The organism is Pseudomonas ekonensis, assembly GCF_019145435.1.
In the GTDB taxonomy this organism is placed as follows: Bacteria; Pseudomonadota; Gammaproteobacteria; order Pseudomonadales; family Pseudomonadaceae; genus Aquipseudomonas; species Aquipseudomonas ekonensis.
Genome location: NZ_JAHSTS010000001.1, coordinates 888228 through 904627, shown reverse-complemented (window position 1 = coordinate 904627; position 16400 = coordinate 888228). Strand labels below are relative to the sequence as shown.

Here is a 16400-nt window from a genome sequence, read left to right as displayed (position 1 = left end):
TCAGTGCTTCCGCGGGGCCAGGTAGCTCAGCCAGCGGCGCTCGGCCAGCTTGAACAGGCGCACCAGGATGAAGGTCAGGCACAGGTAGAACACGCCGGCGGTGATGTACGCCTCGAACGGCAGGTAGAACTGCGCGTTGACGGTGCGGGCCGCGCCGGTGATATCGATCAGGGTCACGATGGACGCAAGGCTGGTGGTCTGCAGCATCATGATCACTTCGTTGCTGTACTGCGGCAGCGCCCGGCGCAGGGCCGACGGCAGCAGGATGCGCTTGTACATCTTGAAGCGCGACATGCCCACGGCCTTGGCCGCTTCGATCTCGCCGTTCGGCGTGGCCTTGAGGCTGCCGGCGATGATTTCGGCGGTGTAGGCGCTGGTGTTGATCGCGAAGGCCAGGCAGGCGCAGAACGTTGCGCTGGACAGCCACGGCCACAGGAAGCTTTCGCGCACGGTCTCGAACTGGGCCAGGCCGTAGTAGATCAGGAACAGCTGCACCAGCATCGGCGTGCCGCGGATCACGTAGGTGTAGAGCCAGGCCGTCATGTTGACCACCGGGTTCTTCGAGACGCGCATCAGGCCCAGCGGTAGCGCCGCGAGCAGGCCGAACAGCAGCGACAGCGCGAGCAGTTTGAGGGTGGTCACCAGCCCGCCGAGGTACAGCGGCAGCGCCTCCCAGATGACGTTGTAGTCGAAGATCATAGCTCAGCCGCCCTTACGCCTACCGAGTAGCGCTTCTCGAGGTGACGCAGCGCCAGCAACGAGACGCTGGTGATCACCAGGTACATCGCCGCCACTGCCAGGAAGAAGGTGAAAGGCTCGCGGGTGGCGTCGGCCGCCTGCTTGGCCTTGAACATCATGTCTTGCAGGCCGACCACGGAAATCAGCGCGGTGGCCTTGGTCAGCACCAGCCAGTTGTTGGTGAACCCCGGGATCGCCAGGCGGATCATCTGCGGCACCATCACCCGGAAGAACACCTGCACACCGCTCATGCCGTAGGCCATGCCCGCTTCGGCCTGCCCTTTGGGAATAGCCATGAACGCACCGCGGAAGGTCTCGGACAGGTACGCACCGAAGATGAAGCCCAGGGTGCCGATACCGGCGGCCAGCGGGTTCAGGTCGATGTACTCGTCGTAGCCGAGCATCGGCGCCACGCGGTTGAGCATGTCCTGGCCGCCGTAGAAGATCAGCAGGATCAGCACCAGGTCAGGCACCCCGCGGATCACCGTGGCGTACAGGTCGCCCAGCCACGCCAGCCAGCGCACCGGCGACAGCCGCAGCGCGACACCGATCAGACCGAGAACGATCGCCAGGGCCATGGACGACAAGGCGAGCTGAAGCGTCAGCCATGCGCCGTCGAGGATGACAGCCCCGTAGCCTTTCAACATGATTCAGGTCCTCGAAAGTTGGGATGAAAAAATGGCGCAAACCGCAGAGATTCTGTTGCTTGCGCCATTTCGGACGGGTCGGACGACGGACTTACTTGCCGTAAATGTCGAAGTCGAAGTACTTGTCCTGGATCTGCTTGTACTTGCCGTTCTCGCGGATGGCCGCGATGGCAGTGTTGATCTTGTCCTTGAGTGCATCGCCCTTGCGCACGGCGATGCCGACGCCGTCGCCGAAGTACTTCTCGTCGGTGAACTGCGGACCGACGAACGCGAAGCCCTTGCCGGCGTCGGTCTTCAGGAAGCCGTCATTCAACAGGGTAGCGTCCGCCACGGTGCCGTCGAGGCGGCCGGCGGCCACATCGAGGTAGATTTCGTTCTGCGAGCCGTACGGCTTGATCTCGGCACCCAGCGGGGCCAGGACCTCACGGGCGAAGCGCTCGTGGATCGAGCCGCGCTGCACGCCGATGTTCTTGCCCTTGAGCTCGGTCAGGCCGTCGCTGACAGCGGTGCCTTCCTTCATGACCAGGCGGGCCGGGGTGTTGTAGTACTTGTTGGTGAAGTCCACGGACTTCTTGCGGTCTTCGGTGATCGACATGGACGACAGGATCGCGTCGATCTTGCGCACCTTCAGGGCCGGGATCAGACCGTCGAACTCTTGCTCGACCCACTGGCACTTGACCTTCATCTCTTCGCACAGGGCGTTGCCGATGTCGTAGTCGAAACCGACGATGCTGCCGTCCGGGGCCTTGGAGGCGAATGGAGGGTAAGCCGCTTCGATACCGATCTTCAGAGGCTTTTCGTCAGCGAACGATGGCAGGGACAGCACGGACAGTGCCAGGGCGCCAAGCAGCACAAGTTTCTTCATCTTGGGACTCCATCGGTAAAGGGCAAAAACGGCAGAGTGAGCGACAGCCCAATATGCGAATGGGTGGATCGGAAAGCGGCGCTGCATCGGTCGGACGTTTCCCGGCGAAACCGCCTGGGGTTTAAACACGAGCCACGACGAGCGAGTGATCGGCATTCTAGCGACAGGCCCGAAGCCGATATTTCTTCAATGCGACAACTAATTACAGATGCACCGAGAAACCCGCTTGAGCAGATTGACAGCTCCGCAATTTCATGCAAGAGCAAAAGACAGTGAACCGATCTATGTTGCAAATTGCGGGCCTATTATTCGCAAACCCTTCTAATCCGGCAAGCGCAGCGTTCCGTCTTATTTTGCGCAGGGCATTTTGAAGCCCTGAAACCGGGCACGACGTTTCCCATCGCCCCGTTGCGGAGCCGGCGGTTACACATTCAGTTACTTGAAGTCGGGCCGGTAACAGCGGGAAGCGTCTGACGGGGGAAACCGATAATTATTGGTTGGGGAATATCAGCAGATTCTTCATTGCCTGACAGATTGCTATCGCTGGCAAGCCAGCTCCCACAGGGATTTGTGTTGAAACCGATATCCCAAAACCACCACAAAACCTTGTGGGAGCTGGCTTGCCGGCGATGACGCCAGCCCTCCCGCCCAGAATTCGCAGGCAGAAAAAAGCCCCGCCCGGCATGCGCCGGACGGGGCTTTTCAGCACGTCAGACCCACCGCTTACGCGACATTCATGGTCTTGTGGGTATCGATCAGGTGCTGCACCACGCTTGGGTCCGCCAAGGTCGAGATGTCGCCCAGCCCTTCGTACTCCGCGGTGGCGATCTTGCGCAGGATCCGGCGCATGATCTTGCCCGAACGGGTCTTCGGCAGCCCCGGCGCCCACTGGATCACGTCCGGCGAAGCGATCGGGCCGATTTCCTTGCGCACCCAGTTCTTCAGTTCCAGGCGCAGTTGCTCGCTCGGCTCCTCGCCGTTCTTCAGGGTGACGTAGACATAGATGCCCTGCCCCTTGATGTCGTGCGGCACGCCGACCACCGCCGCTTCGGCGACTTTCGGGTGGGCGACCATCGCGCTTTCGATCTCGGCGGTGCCCATGCGGTGGCCGGACACGTTGAGCACATCGTCCACCCGGCCGGTGATCCAGTAGTAGCCGTCGGCGTCGCGACGGGCGCCGTCACCGGTGAAATACATGCCGCGGAAGGTCTTGAAGTAGGTGTCGACGAAACGGTCGTGATCGCCGTACAGGGTGCGCGCCTGGCCCGGCCACGAATCGAGGATCACCAGGTTGCCCTCGGCCTCGCCCTCGATGATGTTGCCCAGGTTGTCCACCAGCGCCGGCACCACACCGAAGAAAGGACGTGCCGCCGAACCCGGCTTGAGGCCGTGGGCGCCCGGCAGCGGGCTCATCATGTTGCCGCCGGTCTCGGTCTGCCACCAGGTGTCGACGATCGGGCAGCGGGACTGGCCGACGTTCTTGTAGTACCAGTCCCAGGCTTCCGGGTTGATCGGCTCGCCCACCGAACCGAGCAGGCGCAGGCTGCTGCCGTCCGCCCCTTCGACGGCCGCCGTGCCGGACGCCATCATGGCGCGGATCGCGGTCGGTGCGGTGTAGAGGATGTTGACCTTGTGCTTGTCGACGATCTTGGCCACCCGGGTGATGTCCGGATAGTTCGGCACGCCTTCGAACAGCAGCGTGGTCGCGCCGTTGGCCAGCGGGCCGTAGACGATGTAGGAGTGCCCGGTGACCCAGCCCACGTCGGCGGTGCACCAGTAGATTTCCCCCGGACGGTAGTCGAACACGCGCTCGTGGGTCATGGCCGCATACAGCAGGTAGCCGCCGGTGGTGTGCTGCACGCCCTTCGGCTTGCCGGTGGAGCCGGAGGTGTAAAGGATGAACAGCGCTTCTTCGGCGCCCATCTCTTTCGGCGCGCACACGGTGCCGGCCACTTTCATCAGGTCTTCGTACCAGATGTCGCGGTGCTGGTTCCACTTGATGTCGCCGGCGGTGCGCTTGCACACGATGACTTTCTGGATGCTGCCGGTTTCCGGGTTGGTCAGCGCGTCGTCGACGTTGGCCTTGAGCGGGATCTTCTTGCCGGCGCGGATGCCTTCGTCGGCGGTGATCACCACCTTGGAACGGCAGTCGATGATGCGCCCGGCCAGGGCCTCCGGCGAGAAGCCGCCGAACACCACCGAGTGGATCGCGCCGATCCGGGTGCAGGCCAGCATGGCGACCACGGCTTCGGGAATCATCGGCATGTAGATGGTGACCACGTCACCGCGGTGCACATCCTGGCCGCGCAGGGCATTGGCGAACTTGCAGACTTGTTCGTGCAGTTCGCGGTAGGTGATGTTGCGGCTCTCGGAAGGGTCGTCGCCTTCCCAGATGATCGCGATCTGATCGCCGCGCTCGGCAAGATGGCGGTCGAGGCAGTTGTAGGAAACGTTCAGGGTGCCATCGGCGAACCACTTGATGTCGACGTGATGGTCGTCGAACGACGTCTGCTTCACCGCGGTGAAAGGCTTGATCCAGTCGAGGCGCTTGGCCTGTTCGCGCCAGAAGCCGTCCGGGTTGACGACCGACTGCTGATACATGGCTTTGTAGGTCGCCTCGTCGGTCAGCGTATTGGCCGCAACTTCAGGGCGAACGGGATACAGGGAAGCCGCACTCATCTTTCCTACCTCGGTGTAATAGTTGTTTTTGTATGACCCTGTTGTAGCCGGGGCGCCCGTATAGAACCATTCGACGATGGTAGTAACAAGCCCCTACAAAACATCCAGACAATCCCGAAGCACGCCATGGCCGAGCCCGTCCGGTTAACCGCAGCCCTTGTGGGCCTTGGCCTGCCGGGGATTGCGGTGACTCGGTTTTCCAGGCGGAGCGCCTCTGCGGTAAGCCACCGCTTACACGATATCGGGCGATTGTTACGAAATCTGCCAAAGGTGTTTATCAAAACCCGCTCTGTTTACCCCCACCCCGCCTCCCTAGAATCTGCCTCGCCGACAAGGCAAAGCGATTAACAACGTTACAGCCCCCACGAAGGCCGTTAATCACGCTCCGCTTCAAGTAACCCAAGCAATGAAGTTCCACACGCAACCCCAAAAAGGTTGCGTGCCCCCACTCGACCTCAAGAAGGTGACTTTGAAATGAAAGCTTTATTGGTTCTGGCCCTCAGCAGTCTGTGCGCAACCGCCATGGCAGACGAGGTCCCGACTGATGTCGCGCAGCAACAACCGGTGATCGAGGAATACACTTACTCCACCCACCTGGACATCGCCAAAGTGGTGTCCATGAGCGAAGTGCCGAATGTGTGTGAAGTGGTGCCGATGAAAATGGAATACGACGACTCCAAGGGCCAGCGTCATATCCTGCGTTACAGCGTCATGGGCAACGGCTGCTCCAACGGCTGACCGGGATCGCACCGAACCGGCCCGTTCAGCGATGCGCTGAGCGTCGATTCCAGCCCGGCTTCGGCCGGGCTCAGTTGTGTTTTCGAATGCCGAAAGCGCTTGCAAAACACAACATGTAGTGAAATCACAGTTTTTTTGTTCGTTTTTTGAACAAACCCGCAAACGCGAGATTTTTGCGAAAAAAAATCTTCGGCCGCCAAAGCCCCATAAACTCTCGCTCCGACCGAAAAAGCCGCCCTCCTGACCGCCCCATGCGCGGATTCGCCCCACCACGGCGGGAAAAATTTCCCTATAATGCCGCCCTAAACGGGCCTGCAATATTCCCTTACAGGGATGCGCAGCCAGTCCGGAGCCTCGCAGCAGCGTCCGACGACGCCTGCGCCCATCAGAGGCTCCCGGCACCCGTACAAATTCAAGTTTTATTGCCTGCCTTAGCTGCTGCAAAAAACGATTCCTTTAGATCCAACGCGGCCGGTACGGCCGTGTGAACAACCCACAACCGGTGTTCACACGGGCATCCGGCCCTCACGCAGGAGACGACACGTCATGCTGAGCTGGGACGATTTCGACAAAGAAGACAGTGAAGCAGCGGCCAAACCAGCCGCCGCCGGCAACAACGCCGAAGCCACCCTGGACCGCCTCGACAGCGCCGGCGGCGCCGCCGCCCTCGAGGCCCGCGCCGTGACCGCCAACGACTCGGCCGCCGTCGCCCGCGCCAAGGCCGCACTGGATTCGCTCGACGTCGCCGAAGGCCTCGCCGAACTCGAAGGCTCCGCCGCCCGTGTCGCCGTCGACGAAAAGCGCATGATCAACTGCCGCGCCGACCTCAACCAACTCGTACCGTTCAAGTACGACTGGGCCTGGCAGAAGTACCTGGACGGCTGCGCGAACCACTGGATGCCGCAAGAAGTCAACATGACCGCCGACATCGCCCTCTGGAAAAACCCGGAAGGCCTGACCGAAGACGAGCGCCGCATCGTCATGCGCAACCTGGGCTTCTTCTCCACCGCCGACTCCCTGGTCGCCAACAACCTGGCCCTGGCCGTATACCGCCTGATCACCAACCCGGAATGCCGCCAGTACATCCTGCGCCAGGCCTTCGAAGAGGCGATCCACACCCACGCCTACCAGTACTGCATCGAATCCCTGGGCATGGATGAAGGCGAGATCTTCAACATGTACCACGAGATCCCGTCGGTCGCGAAGAAAGCCGCCTGGGGCCTGAAATACACCCGCGCCATCTCCGACCCGGAATTCAACACCGGCACCGTCGAAACCGACAAGGAACTGCTGCGCAACCTGATCGCCTACTACTGCGTCCTCGAAGGCATCTTCTTCTACTGCGGCTTCACCCAGATCCTCTCCATGGGCCGCCGCAACAAGATGACCGGCGTCGCCGAGCAGTTCCAGTACATCCTGCGCGACGAATCCATGCACCTGAACTTCGGCATCGACGTGATCAACCAGATCAAGATCGAAAACCCGCACCTGTGGGACGCCGAAATGAAGGAAGAAGCTTCGCAGATGATCCTGCAAGGCACCCAGCTGGAAATCGAATACGCCCGCGACACCATGCCTCGCGGCGTACTGGGCATGAACGCGGCGATGATGGAGGACTACCTGAAGTTCATCGCCAACCGTCGCCTGTCGCAGATCGGCTTGAAGGAAGAATACCCAGGCACCACTAACCCGTTCCCGTGGATGAGCGAGATCATGGACTTGAAGAAGGAGAAGAACTTCTTCGAGACTCGTGTGATCGAGTACCAGACTGGTGGGGCGTTGAGCTGGGATTGATTCCAGGTTCGCCACGGTTTGACGGTTGCGTTCTGAATCGACAAGCCGGAAAAGCAAAAGCCCCGATCTGATCGGGGCTTTTTGTTGGGTGAGGAATAGTTCTGCTCCTTCCCATCATTTCAGAACATCTTCAGCGTTGTGCCTTTGTAGGAGTGTTCGTGAGATTTATCGCGACTTTCTGTAGGAATTTTCGTAGACATTCGTGATGGCCACTCAGTATCGTCCGAGGGATTTCAACTCTCGGCGATTGTATGAGCGAAAAAAAGAAAGACAGCGACTGGAGCGTGTCTGAAATTCAGGCAGCTGTTGATACCTACCTGAAGATGCTTGAGCTGGAATTGGCCGGCCACCCCTTCAACAAGGCCCATGAGAATCGCGTTCTGCGTGCCTCGGCCTTGCCCACTCGCACCAAAAGCTCCGTCGAATTCCGAATGCAGAACATCTCCAGCGTTCTCGCGACAATGGATCGGCAACCCATCAAGGGCTACCCGCCAGCCAAGAATGTGGGGCCGAAAGTTGAGCATTGGATTCGGGACGCGCTTGCTGATCGGGGTGTTCAACCGGGCAACCCGACTGTTCCGACGGCGGATGAAGAAACGCTGGAGCGCCGTGCCGCTGCACTTCAAAAGCTTGAGTTCAAGGAACCGCCGAAGGGCATCAAAAAGCCGAAGAAAGCTGAAAACTCCCGCACCGTCTTTGTTCGCGATCCCGGCGTCAGGGCTTGGGTTCGCAATGAAGCCAACGGTCATTGCGAAGGCTGCGGAGAACCCGCCCCCTTCCACAAATTCGATTTGCCGTTTCTGGAAGTCCACCACGTCAAACCGCTTGCCGATAAGGGCTCCGATCAAATCACCAACGCTGTGGCGTTGTGCCCGAACTGTCATCGCCGTTGCCATCACTCCAATGACCGTGAGGCATTCACTGAGAAGCTCTACCAGCGGGTTAAGCGGCTGGTGGCCGAATAACCGTACTCTGTGGCGAGGGCGCTTGCTCCCGCTCGGCTACGCAGCAGTCGCGCTTGCTTGAGGGCGAGGGCTGCTTCGCACCACAGCGGAGCAAGCTCCCTCGCCACAGCGCCTTGACCTCGTCGCCGCAACGCTCCCATGCTTGTCCGCAGACGCAAGCCCCAAGAGGCGGATCGGTATGTGCGCAGACCGGATCACGGCAGAGCAGCGCTCCAGGCTCATGGCGCAGATAAAGGGCAAGGACACCAAGCCTGAACGGGTCGTGCGCTCTTTATGCCATGCGATGGGGCTGCGGTTTCGTTTGCATCGGCGAGACCTGCCGGGGACGCCTGACCTGGTCTTTCCCAAACATCGCCTGTGCCTGTTCGTGCACGGTTGCTTTTGGCACCGGCATGGCTGCAAGTTCGCGTCCATTCCCAAAACGCGCCCGGAGTATTGGTCGCAGAAGTTCGAGGCCAATAGCCGTCGGGACGAGCGTTGCATTAACAAGCTGAAGCTGTTGGACTGGCGTGTCGATGTGATCTGGGAGTGCGAACTCAAGGATCTTGATCGCGTCAAGCAACGCATTCAGTCGCTCACCGCTCCGCTCCACTGAAGGAACCTGTACCCGCCATGAAGTTCGACCTCGCCTATTGCGTCAGCCTCGACGACAAACTTTCGATCTATGACGTGCGCGACCTCAACTTCGATGAGACGGTGGACTTCGATTCGGCCAAGGAACAGTTCCAGTGCCCCAACGATGCCTGCCGCATGGCGTTCGAGGTGTCGAACGGCCTGGTGACGTTCAATGCCAAGAACGTGAACTACGTGCGCACGCCGCACTTCAAGAACCTGACGACCACCCGGCATGTGACGGGGTGTCCGTATGCGAGTTCGAAGGCGCCGGCTTCCGGAAGCGAGACGGAGGACGGAGACGACGGACGGGAAGAGCATTTCCCGTCTGAGTTGCTGCTGACCCGGCGTGAGTACGTGCGCAAGCCGGCGGCGGCGGAGACGGCGGCGGATGTGCGGCGGGACGATCCGGTCCGTGCAGAACCGACGGGCGCCAAGCCGTCCGCAGGTCGCAATACGGCGCCGGACAAAACCTCGGTCTTCGCCCACCCGGTGGAGTGCTTCGTCTCGAACTTCGCCGACAAGGATCTGCTCAAGCGCATGCCGCTCAAGATCGGCGAGCACACCGCGCCCTATGGGTCGTTTTTCAAGAAAGTCGAATACCTGCTGGACAACAAAGGGCTGATTTACTGGGGCAAGATCAAGGAAATCAAGGACTACACCCAAAGTCTGCGCATCGACTTCGAGCAGAAGGTCTGGTTCAAGCAAGCAGGCGAGGCCAAGAAGAAGCCGTATTCGGTGAACGTGTACCTGAGCAAGAAACTCATCGACAACTACCGCAAGCGCAAGGCGTTCCTGGAAGAGATCAAGCACGCCATCGACAGCGACAAGGAACTGTTCTGTTTCTTCTATGGCGTGACGCCGGAGTTGAAGCAGGTGCCGAGCAAAAAGAGCCCCGAACAGACGTTCGGGGTGTTCAGTGCAAACATTGAAAACCTGGATCACTTCATTGTGCGGGAAGCGCCGGGATTGGCGTGACGGTCAGCCCTGGGGCAGTTGCAGTCTGACGGCGCCGGGGTGTTGCTTGACCACCGAGTACGGCAACACCGACCACTCGGGGTTGTCGCAATTGCGTTGGATGCGCGCGAAGTAAGCGCCCAGATAAATGCCCTTCGCCGTGAAGTGCCAGTCGGAGTATCCCCAGACACTTTCGTCGGTGTAGTCGCACTCGCCGTCGTCTTCGGCAGGCTTCTTCATTTCTTCGGGATAAAGCGTGGCGAACTGTTTGACCAGCCATGGCGCCATGACCTTGCCCTGATCGTATTCGGTCGCTTGACTGTCGGGCTCGCCGATCCACAGCACATCCTTGAGCTTCAACAGCTCGCCGGTGCGCACATCGAGGTTGATCGGCGAACTGCCGAAGTCCGGATGGGCGCCGCCGCAGTTGTAGCCGGTGGAAATCTCCAGGCTGACCACCTCCGGCGACAGGAACGTGGGGGCAGCCCCCTGATCGAACTCGGCATATTCGCCGCCATCCATCATGCAGCGGTGATAGTCGCTGACCTCACCCCAGAGCCGACCGAGCAGGTGTTCATTGATGCGTTGCCGTTCTTCTTTCGTGTAGCCGGACTCGACGGTGAACAGTGAAATCTTCGACTCAGGCTCTGCCCATCATTGCAGGTCGTACCCCATGAACGTCTCTTTTTTCACCGGTTTGAGCTTGAGCCCGCGCAACCGCAGGTACTCGTAGGGGTCGCTGTCCGGCAGCGCGGCGACATAGGGCAATGCGCCTGGCGCCGGGACGGGCAATGCGGCTTTGGTGAGTTGCACCGGCAGCTTTTTGCCCTGCGGGCTCTGCCACTCGCCCTGCCAGCCGCTGCCGATCCGTTTCAGCGTGAGGGTGGCCAGGGGGTTGTCGCCACTGTAACGGGTGTTGCCTTCGTTGAGCGTAAGCACACCGTCCTGCAACGCGCCGCCGAGCTCCAGGTCGCGGTGGAATTTCTCGTAGAAGTAGCGACCGCTCACTTGTTCGGCATCGGCGGTGTTCACTTCCAGAACGATCGGCATCTTGCCCAGCGTGCCGGTGAAGACCTGACGGGTATCGTCGGCGTGAGCGGCCGTCATCAGTGTGAACAGCGCAGCGGCCGACACGGCCGGACGCAACAATCCCTTGAACATGAATCGATCCTTGAATGAGTAGGAGGTCGCGCCGGGTTTGGAACCGGCGCAGTCAAGCGCGGGGCGCATTATGGCGAGGTTGCGTGCGGGAATCGAGGCACCGCCGCGGGTCGGGGCCTGAACCGTTCGTCCGGTCAGCCAGCGTTGGCCCGCAAAAACGCGAAATTGCGTTTGATCAGGCCCGAAAACAACTGTACAAAAACACAGTATATTTTCAGCCAGCATTCTTGCGCCCGGAGCTCACCATGGCCACTTCCGCGATGAACCTCATTCTCGAACGCATTGCCCTGTTCCAGTTCACCCCGACCCATTGTGCCCAGGCCCGGGCGATGCTGGGCTGGAGCGTGGAGGCGCTGGCACGGGAGGCCGGCGTCTCCACGGATGACATCCAGCGCTTCGAAGCGCAGCAGGACGTGGCGGAGGCCTCGCGGCTGGCGCTGACCTACCGGTTCGAGGCGCAGGGATTGGTGTTTTTTCCCGGCTTCGCGCCGGCGCGGGGCGGGAATGTGAAGGGTGTGACGCAGGATCTTGGCGGTCGCAGCGACTTCGCGATGGCGGAATGATCCGGTTCACCCCAGGGAGGCGAACCGGCCGGGACGGGATCAGGCCCCCTGCACCGCCACCTCGGTGTCGCCTTCTCCTGCCACCGCCAGCCACCAAGCGCTCCCGCGCTGCGGTTGCGTCAGGTTGAAGGCCTCACCCATCTGCGGGGTAGTGATGGCGACGCTGCGCTCCCAGGCCAAGGCCAGGATGCGGTCGAAGGGTTCGTGCCAAGCGTGCATCGCCAGGTCGAACGTGCCGTTGTGGATCGGGAACAGCCAGCGGCCCTTGAGGTCGAGGTGGGCTTGCAGGGTTTCTTCCGGTTGCATGTGCACGTGGGGCCATTCGACGTTGTAGGCACCGGTTTCCATCAGGGTCAGGTCGAACGGGCCGAACTGCTCGCCGATGCGCTTGAAGCCGTCGAAGTAGCCGCTGTCGCCGCTGAAGAAAATCCGCGTGTCGCCGTCGATGATCACCCATGAAGCCCAAAGGGTGCTGTTGCCGTCGAACAGGCCGCGACCGGAAAAGTGCTGCGACGGCGTGGCGACGAAGCGGATGCCGGCGACGTCGGTGCCTTGCCACCAATCGAACTGGCGAACCTTGTCGGCATCGATGCCCCATTTGATCAGGGTGTCGCCCACGCCCAGCGGGGTCAGGAACACCTTGACCTTGTCCGCCAGCCTGAGCACGGCCTGGTGGTCGAGGTGGTCATAGTGGTTGTGGGACAGGATCACCGCTTCGATCGGCGGCAGTTCGTCGATGCTGATCGGCGGCTGGTGAAAGCGCTTGGGGCCGGCCCATTGCACCGGCGAGGCGCGCTCGGCGAACACCGGGTCGGTGATCCAGAACTTGCCTTGCAACTTGAGCAACAGGGTCGAATGGCCGAGGCGGTAGACGCTGCGGTCCGGTGCAGCCAGCAAGTCGGCGCGGGTCAGGGCCTGCACCGGGATGGCGGCGGCCGGGCGGGTATTGCGCGGCTTGTGGAAGATCATGTTCCACATGATGCGCATCATCTTGCCAACACCTTCACGCTGCACCGGCGCATGGTTGCGAAACAGCCCCTGGGCCTGGCGGGAGGCTTCGGGCGCGGTGGCGTTGCTCATCGAAGAAACGGATTCGGCCATGACGGAATGACTCCAGAGCACCGTGCAATTGCACGGTTTCCAAGGGTAGGACAGTAAATGGCCAAGGCACGCACGCATCAGCCGGACATCTGGTTTTAGGGTGCACCGATTAACGCAACATTACACTGACCGGTGTACTTTCTAGGTTGCATCAAACCGGACGACAAGTAAACTGCCGAGTGTAATTTCACCCTCTGCCTGCCGAATCGAACTTATGACAGCCCCCCAACGCCTCACCGACCGCAAACGCGAAGCCATCATCCAGGCGGCGATCGCCGAATTCCGCGCCAACGGTTTCGACGTCACCAGCATGGACAAGATTGCGGCCACCGCCGGGGTGTCGAAGCGCACGGTGTACAACCACTTCCCCAGCAAGGAGGAGCTGTTCGCCGAAATTCTCAACCAACTGTGGGCGCGGATTTCCGCCGAGCAGACCACGCCCTACAGCGCCGACCTGCCCCTGCGCGAACAGTTGCGCGAGCGGGTGATGGCCAAAGTGCAACTGATGGCCGACGAGAATTTCCTGACCCTGGCGCGGGTGGTGATCGCCACCACCATTCACTCCCCGGAACGGGCGCAGAACATGGTGGCACGTCTGGGCGAACGGGAAGAAGGCCTGACCTCATGGATACGGGCCGCCCAGGCCGACGGCCGGCTGAAGCCGGTGGATCCTGAGTTCGCGTCCCAGCAGATACAGGGGCTGATCAAGGCGTTCGGTTTCTGGCCACAGATGTCCATGGGCCGGGCCGCGCTGAACCCCGACATGCAACACACCGTGGTGGAGTCCGCCCTGGACATGTTCCTGGCCTGCTATCAGCTCTAGACCGGGCTTGCCCTGCTTCTGCCCACGGTGAAATGGCTCGGAAGGACACTGATTATTCCCGCTGGAATAAATGACAATGTCCGACAATTTGCCGATGAACGGTAAGTCCGAGAAAAACACATCAAAGTGTTTCAGAATGAATCTGGCGCAGAACATCATGGAAAACCATCGCGGCAAAGGCTTGTCATTCGCCAGACGCATTTACCTGCCGCGGACCATCGGCCTGGGTGTCGGCTTCTTCAGCGTCGGCGCCGCCCTCTATCCGCTGGAGATGCCGGCCTGGCTCTGGGCCTTGCTGGTGTTCAACGGTTTTATCTGGCCCCACCTCGCCTACCAATGCTCAAGCCGCTCGGCCTTCCCCTACCGCGCCGAACGCCGCAACCTGCTGTATGACTCGGTGTGCGGCGGTTTCTGGACCGCGTGCTTCCAGTTCAACCCGCTGACCACCGTGACCATCCTCTCGATGATGACCATGAACAACGTCGCCGCCGGCGGCCTGCGCCTGTTCGTGCCCGGCGCCCTCGCCCAGCTGGCCGGCGTGCTGCTGGGCTGGGCGCTGTTCGGCGTGCGGTTCACGTTCACGGCCACGCCGGTCCAGGTCTGGGCCTGCCTGCCGATGCTCACCCTTTATCCGCTGGCGTTGGGCATGGTCTGCTACCGGTTGGCGATCAAGCTGGCCGAACACAAGCGCACCCTCAGCGCCCTGAGCCGCACCGACAGCCTGACCGGCCTGCTCAACCACGGCGCCTGGAAAGACCTGCTGCACCTGAAGTTCGACCAATGCCGGGAACACGGCAGCCAAGCCATTCTGGCCCTGATCGACATCGACCACTTCAAGGCGATCAACGACAGTTACGGCCACATCGTCGGCGATACCGTGCTGCGTCAACTGAGCCATGAAGTCAAACGCCTGCTGCCGGAAAGCGAACTGGCGGGCCGCTACGGCGGCGACGAGTTCTGCGCGATCCTGCCCAACCTGCCGCTGAACAAGGTCGAGGCCTTGATGGAGCAACTGCGCCAGGCCCTGGATCGCTACCGCCACCCTGACGTGCCCGCCTTGCGGGTCAGCCTGAGCATCGGCCTGGCCCGTTATCAAGGTCTTTACCCCGATGCGCTGGACTGGCTGGATGACGCCGACAAGGCGCTCTACACCGCCAAGCACACCGGACGGAACACCGTCTGCGTGGCCTTGAGCCGATCCAGCGTCTGAGGACGCCCCCGCGTCCTGCAGCGCCTTGGCTGGCGCCCACAATGTTCTGCAGTGGCCGTCAACCCGGCCACCCGCCCCCGCGCAACGCTATAGTGACCCCAATCCCCAAAGCCCCACCGAGCCGACCATGACCCCGTCCAAACCCGATTCATCCCCAGTCGACCACCTGCGCTTCCATCGCCCCCACGCCCACCTCGCCCCCACCTTCGGCACCGACGCCTTCGCCCTGCGCGCCGAGGCCTTTGCGCGGTTCTTCGGCACGCCCATGTTCCTGGGGGCGCAGACGCTGGTCGTGGTGCTGTGGGTCGTGCTCAACATGTCCGGCGTCACCCATTTCGACGTGTACCCTTTCATCCTCCTCAACCTCGCGTTCAGCCTGCAATCGGCTTACGCCGCGCCGCTGATCCTGCTGGCCCAGACCCGCCAGGCCGCACGGGACAAGGCCCAGTCGGAGGCCGATGCGCAGCACCGCGAAGCGCTGGCCGTGGCCAACAGCGAACGCCAGGCCCAGGCCGCGAAGAACACCGCACAGTTGCTCGAACTGCTGGAGCAGAACACCCGGCTCACGGAAATGACCAAGAACCTGACCGAGCGCATCGAAAGCCTGACCAGCGAGCTGCACCAGCACATGCGCGACAATCCGCAGCGCTGAGCCGCGTCAAGGCAAACGCAACGCCCGCCCCAGCTCGTCGAACAGCGTGACCACCGCACGCAGCGCCCGGCAGTCCGGCCGGGTCAGCAGCCACAGGGCCGTGTCGTGACCGTGCAGCGGTTCGCTCAAGGCTTGCAGGCCGTCGCCGATGAGGAAGTCCGGCAACGCCGCCACCCCCAATCCGCCCCGCACCAGTTCAGTCACGGACAGCATGCTGTTGCACCGATAGGCAGGCGTCACGCCGGGCCAGTGCTGACGGCGCCAGACGACCGTCGGGTGATCGGGCAGGAAATCGTCCGGTGCGATCCAGGCCAATGCGCCAAGGTCCGTGGCGTCGACGTTGCGCAAGTAGCGCTCGCTGGCGCACACCCGGTAGGAAATCTTCGCCAGTTGCCGTCCGACCAGATGCTCCGGCGGCGTGCGGGTCAGGCGCAGGGCGATGTCGGCGTCGCGGCGGCTGAGGTTGGCGAAATCGTTGGAGGTGCAAAGCTCCAGGGTCAGCGCCGGGTAATTCGGCATGAACTGCACCAGCGCCGGCAGCAACAGGCCCTGCAAGACCGAGTCGGTGCAGGTCAGGCGCACGGTGCCGCTGACCACGTCCCCGCCCTGCTCCACGCCGATTCGCGCCGCCTCCAGCGCCTGTTCGGCGCGCTCGGCCTGTTCAGCCAGCGTCCGCGCCAGTGTGGTGGGCAAGTAACCGGCGCGGCTCTTTTCGAACAATTGCTGGCCGAGCGCGGATTCAAGGCGACGCACCGCACGGAACACGGTCGACACGTCCACTTTCAGCAACTGCGAAGCCCGGGCCAGGGAGCCGCCACGCACCAAGGCGAGGATCAGCGACAGATCCGGGTAGTCGAGACGATAGTGCGCGGCTGCATTGATCACTTGGGCAAAC

15 protein-coding genes and 1 pseudogene are annotated in these 16400 nt (G+C 61.7%); 9 read left to right on the top strand and 7 right to left on the bottom strand.

The window, feature by feature from the left end; translation table 11 throughout:
* From KVG96_RS04145 to acs, 4 genes are all read right to left on the bottom strand, one after another.
* Entirely contained in the window at window positions 1–699 is a 699-nt protein-coding gene (locus tag KVG96_RS04145; RefSeq protein WP_217890929.1) for an ABC transporter permease, read from the bottom strand.
* The gene (locus tag KVG96_RS04140; RefSeq protein WP_085636661.1) at window positions 696–1385 is read right to left on the bottom strand and encodes an ABC transporter permease; all 690 of its coding nucleotides are present in this window, start codon (window positions 1383–1385) and stop codon (window positions 696–698) included. The genes KVG96_RS04145 and KVG96_RS04140 overlap by 4 nt, the downstream gene beginning before the upstream one ends.
* 91 nt (window positions 1386–1476) lie before the next feature.
* Window positions 1477–2250, bottom strand: coding sequence for an ABC transporter substrate-binding protein (locus KVG96_RS04135; protein WP_085578241.1), 774 nt, complete (start codon window positions 2248–2250; stop codon window positions 1477–1479).
* 723 nt (window positions 2251–2973) lie between these two features.
* A complete protein-coding gene (gene acs / locus KVG96_RS04130; RefSeq protein WP_217890928.1) occupies window positions 2974–4929 on the bottom strand; it encodes an acetate--CoA ligase in 1956 nt (651 codons plus the stop codon).
* A gap of 474 nt (window positions 4930–5403) precedes the next feature.
* Here acs and KVG96_RS04125 point away from each other — a divergent pair, with 474 nt between their 5' ends.
* The 5 genes from KVG96_RS04125 to KVG96_RS04105 all read left to right on the top strand — a co-directional run bounded on the left by KVG96_RS04125 (window position 5404) and on the right by KVG96_RS04105 (window position 10016).
* The gene (locus KVG96_RS04125) at window positions 5404–5667 is read left to right on the top strand and encodes a DUF2790 domain-containing protein (RefSeq protein WP_085578243.1); all 264 of its coding nucleotides are present in this window, start codon (window positions 5404–5406) and stop codon (window positions 5665–5667) included.
* A 546-nt stretch (window positions 5668–6213) separates the two neighbouring features.
* Window positions 6214–7461, top strand: a complete 1248-nt coding sequence (locus KVG96_RS04120; protein ID WP_085578244.1) for a ribonucleotide-diphosphate reductase subunit beta — start codon at window positions 6214–6216, stop codon at window positions 7459–7461.
* Between the two features lie 251 nt (window positions 7462–7712).
* Window positions 7713–8426 (top strand): HNH endonuclease, encoded by a 714-nt coding sequence (locus KVG96_RS04115; RefSeq protein WP_217890927.1) that lies wholly within the window; start codon window positions 7713–7715, stop codon window positions 8424–8426.
* A gap of 178 nt (window positions 8427–8604) precedes the next feature.
* On the top strand, window positions 8605–9021 hold the full coding sequence (locus KVG96_RS04110; protein WP_217890926.1) for a very short patch repair endonuclease: 417 nt from the start codon (window positions 8605–8607) through the stop codon (window positions 9019–9021).
* A 17-nt stretch (window positions 9022–9038) separates the two neighbouring features.
* A complete protein-coding gene (locus KVG96_RS04105) occupies window positions 9039–10016 on the top strand; it encodes a hypothetical protein (protein ID WP_217890925.1) in 978 nt (325 codons plus the stop codon).
* A 3-nt stretch (window positions 10017–10019) separates the two neighbouring features.
* Here the strand turns inward: KVG96_RS04105 and KVG96_RS04100 are convergent.
* Window positions 10020–11156, bottom strand: a pseudogene (locus KVG96_RS04100) (hypothetical protein).
* A gap of 245 nt (window positions 11157–11401) precedes the next feature.
* Here KVG96_RS04100 and KVG96_RS04095 point away from each other — a divergent pair.
* Complete coding sequence (locus KVG96_RS04095; protein WP_217890924.1) at window positions 11402–11719, top strand: helix-turn-helix domain-containing protein; 318 nt, start codon at window positions 11402–11404, stop codon at window positions 11717–11719.
* A 39-nt stretch (window positions 11720–11758) separates the two neighbouring features.
* On the opposite strand, the gene KVG96_RS04090 is transcribed toward KVG96_RS04095, so the two are convergent.
* The gene (locus KVG96_RS04090; RefSeq protein WP_217890923.1) at window positions 11759–12820 is read right to left on the bottom strand and encodes an MBL fold metallo-hydrolase; all 1062 of its coding nucleotides are present in this window, start codon (window positions 12818–12820) and stop codon (window positions 11759–11761) included.
* 214 nt (window positions 12821–13034) lie between these two features.
* Here KVG96_RS04090 and KVG96_RS04085 point away from each other — a divergent pair, with 214 nt between their 5' ends.
* From KVG96_RS04085 to KVG96_RS04075, 3 genes are all read left to right on the top strand, one after another.
* Complete coding sequence (locus KVG96_RS04085) at window positions 13035–13643, top strand: TetR/AcrR family transcriptional regulator (RefSeq protein ID WP_217890922.1); 609 nt, start codon at window positions 13035–13037, stop codon at window positions 13641–13643.
* 136 nt (window positions 13644–13779) lie between these two features.
* Window positions 13780–14853 carry a diguanylate cyclase gene (locus tag KVG96_RS04080; protein ID WP_225927208.1) on the top strand — a complete coding sequence of 358 codons (1074 nt, stop codon included), beginning with the start codon at window positions 13780–13782 and terminating at the stop codon, window positions 14851–14853.
* A gap of 127 nt (window positions 14854–14980) precedes the next feature.
* A complete protein-coding gene (locus KVG96_RS04075) occupies window positions 14981–15505 on the top strand; it encodes a DUF1003 domain-containing protein (protein WP_217890921.1) in 525 nt (174 codons plus the stop codon).
* Window positions 15506–15511: 6 nt separating this feature from the next.
* On the opposite strand, the gene KVG96_RS04070 is transcribed toward KVG96_RS04075, so the two are convergent.
* Entirely contained in the window at window positions 15512–16390 is an 879-nt protein-coding gene (locus KVG96_RS04070) for a LysR family transcriptional regulator (RefSeq protein ID WP_367617474.1), read from the bottom strand.
* Window positions 16391–16400 lie beyond the last annotated feature (10 nt).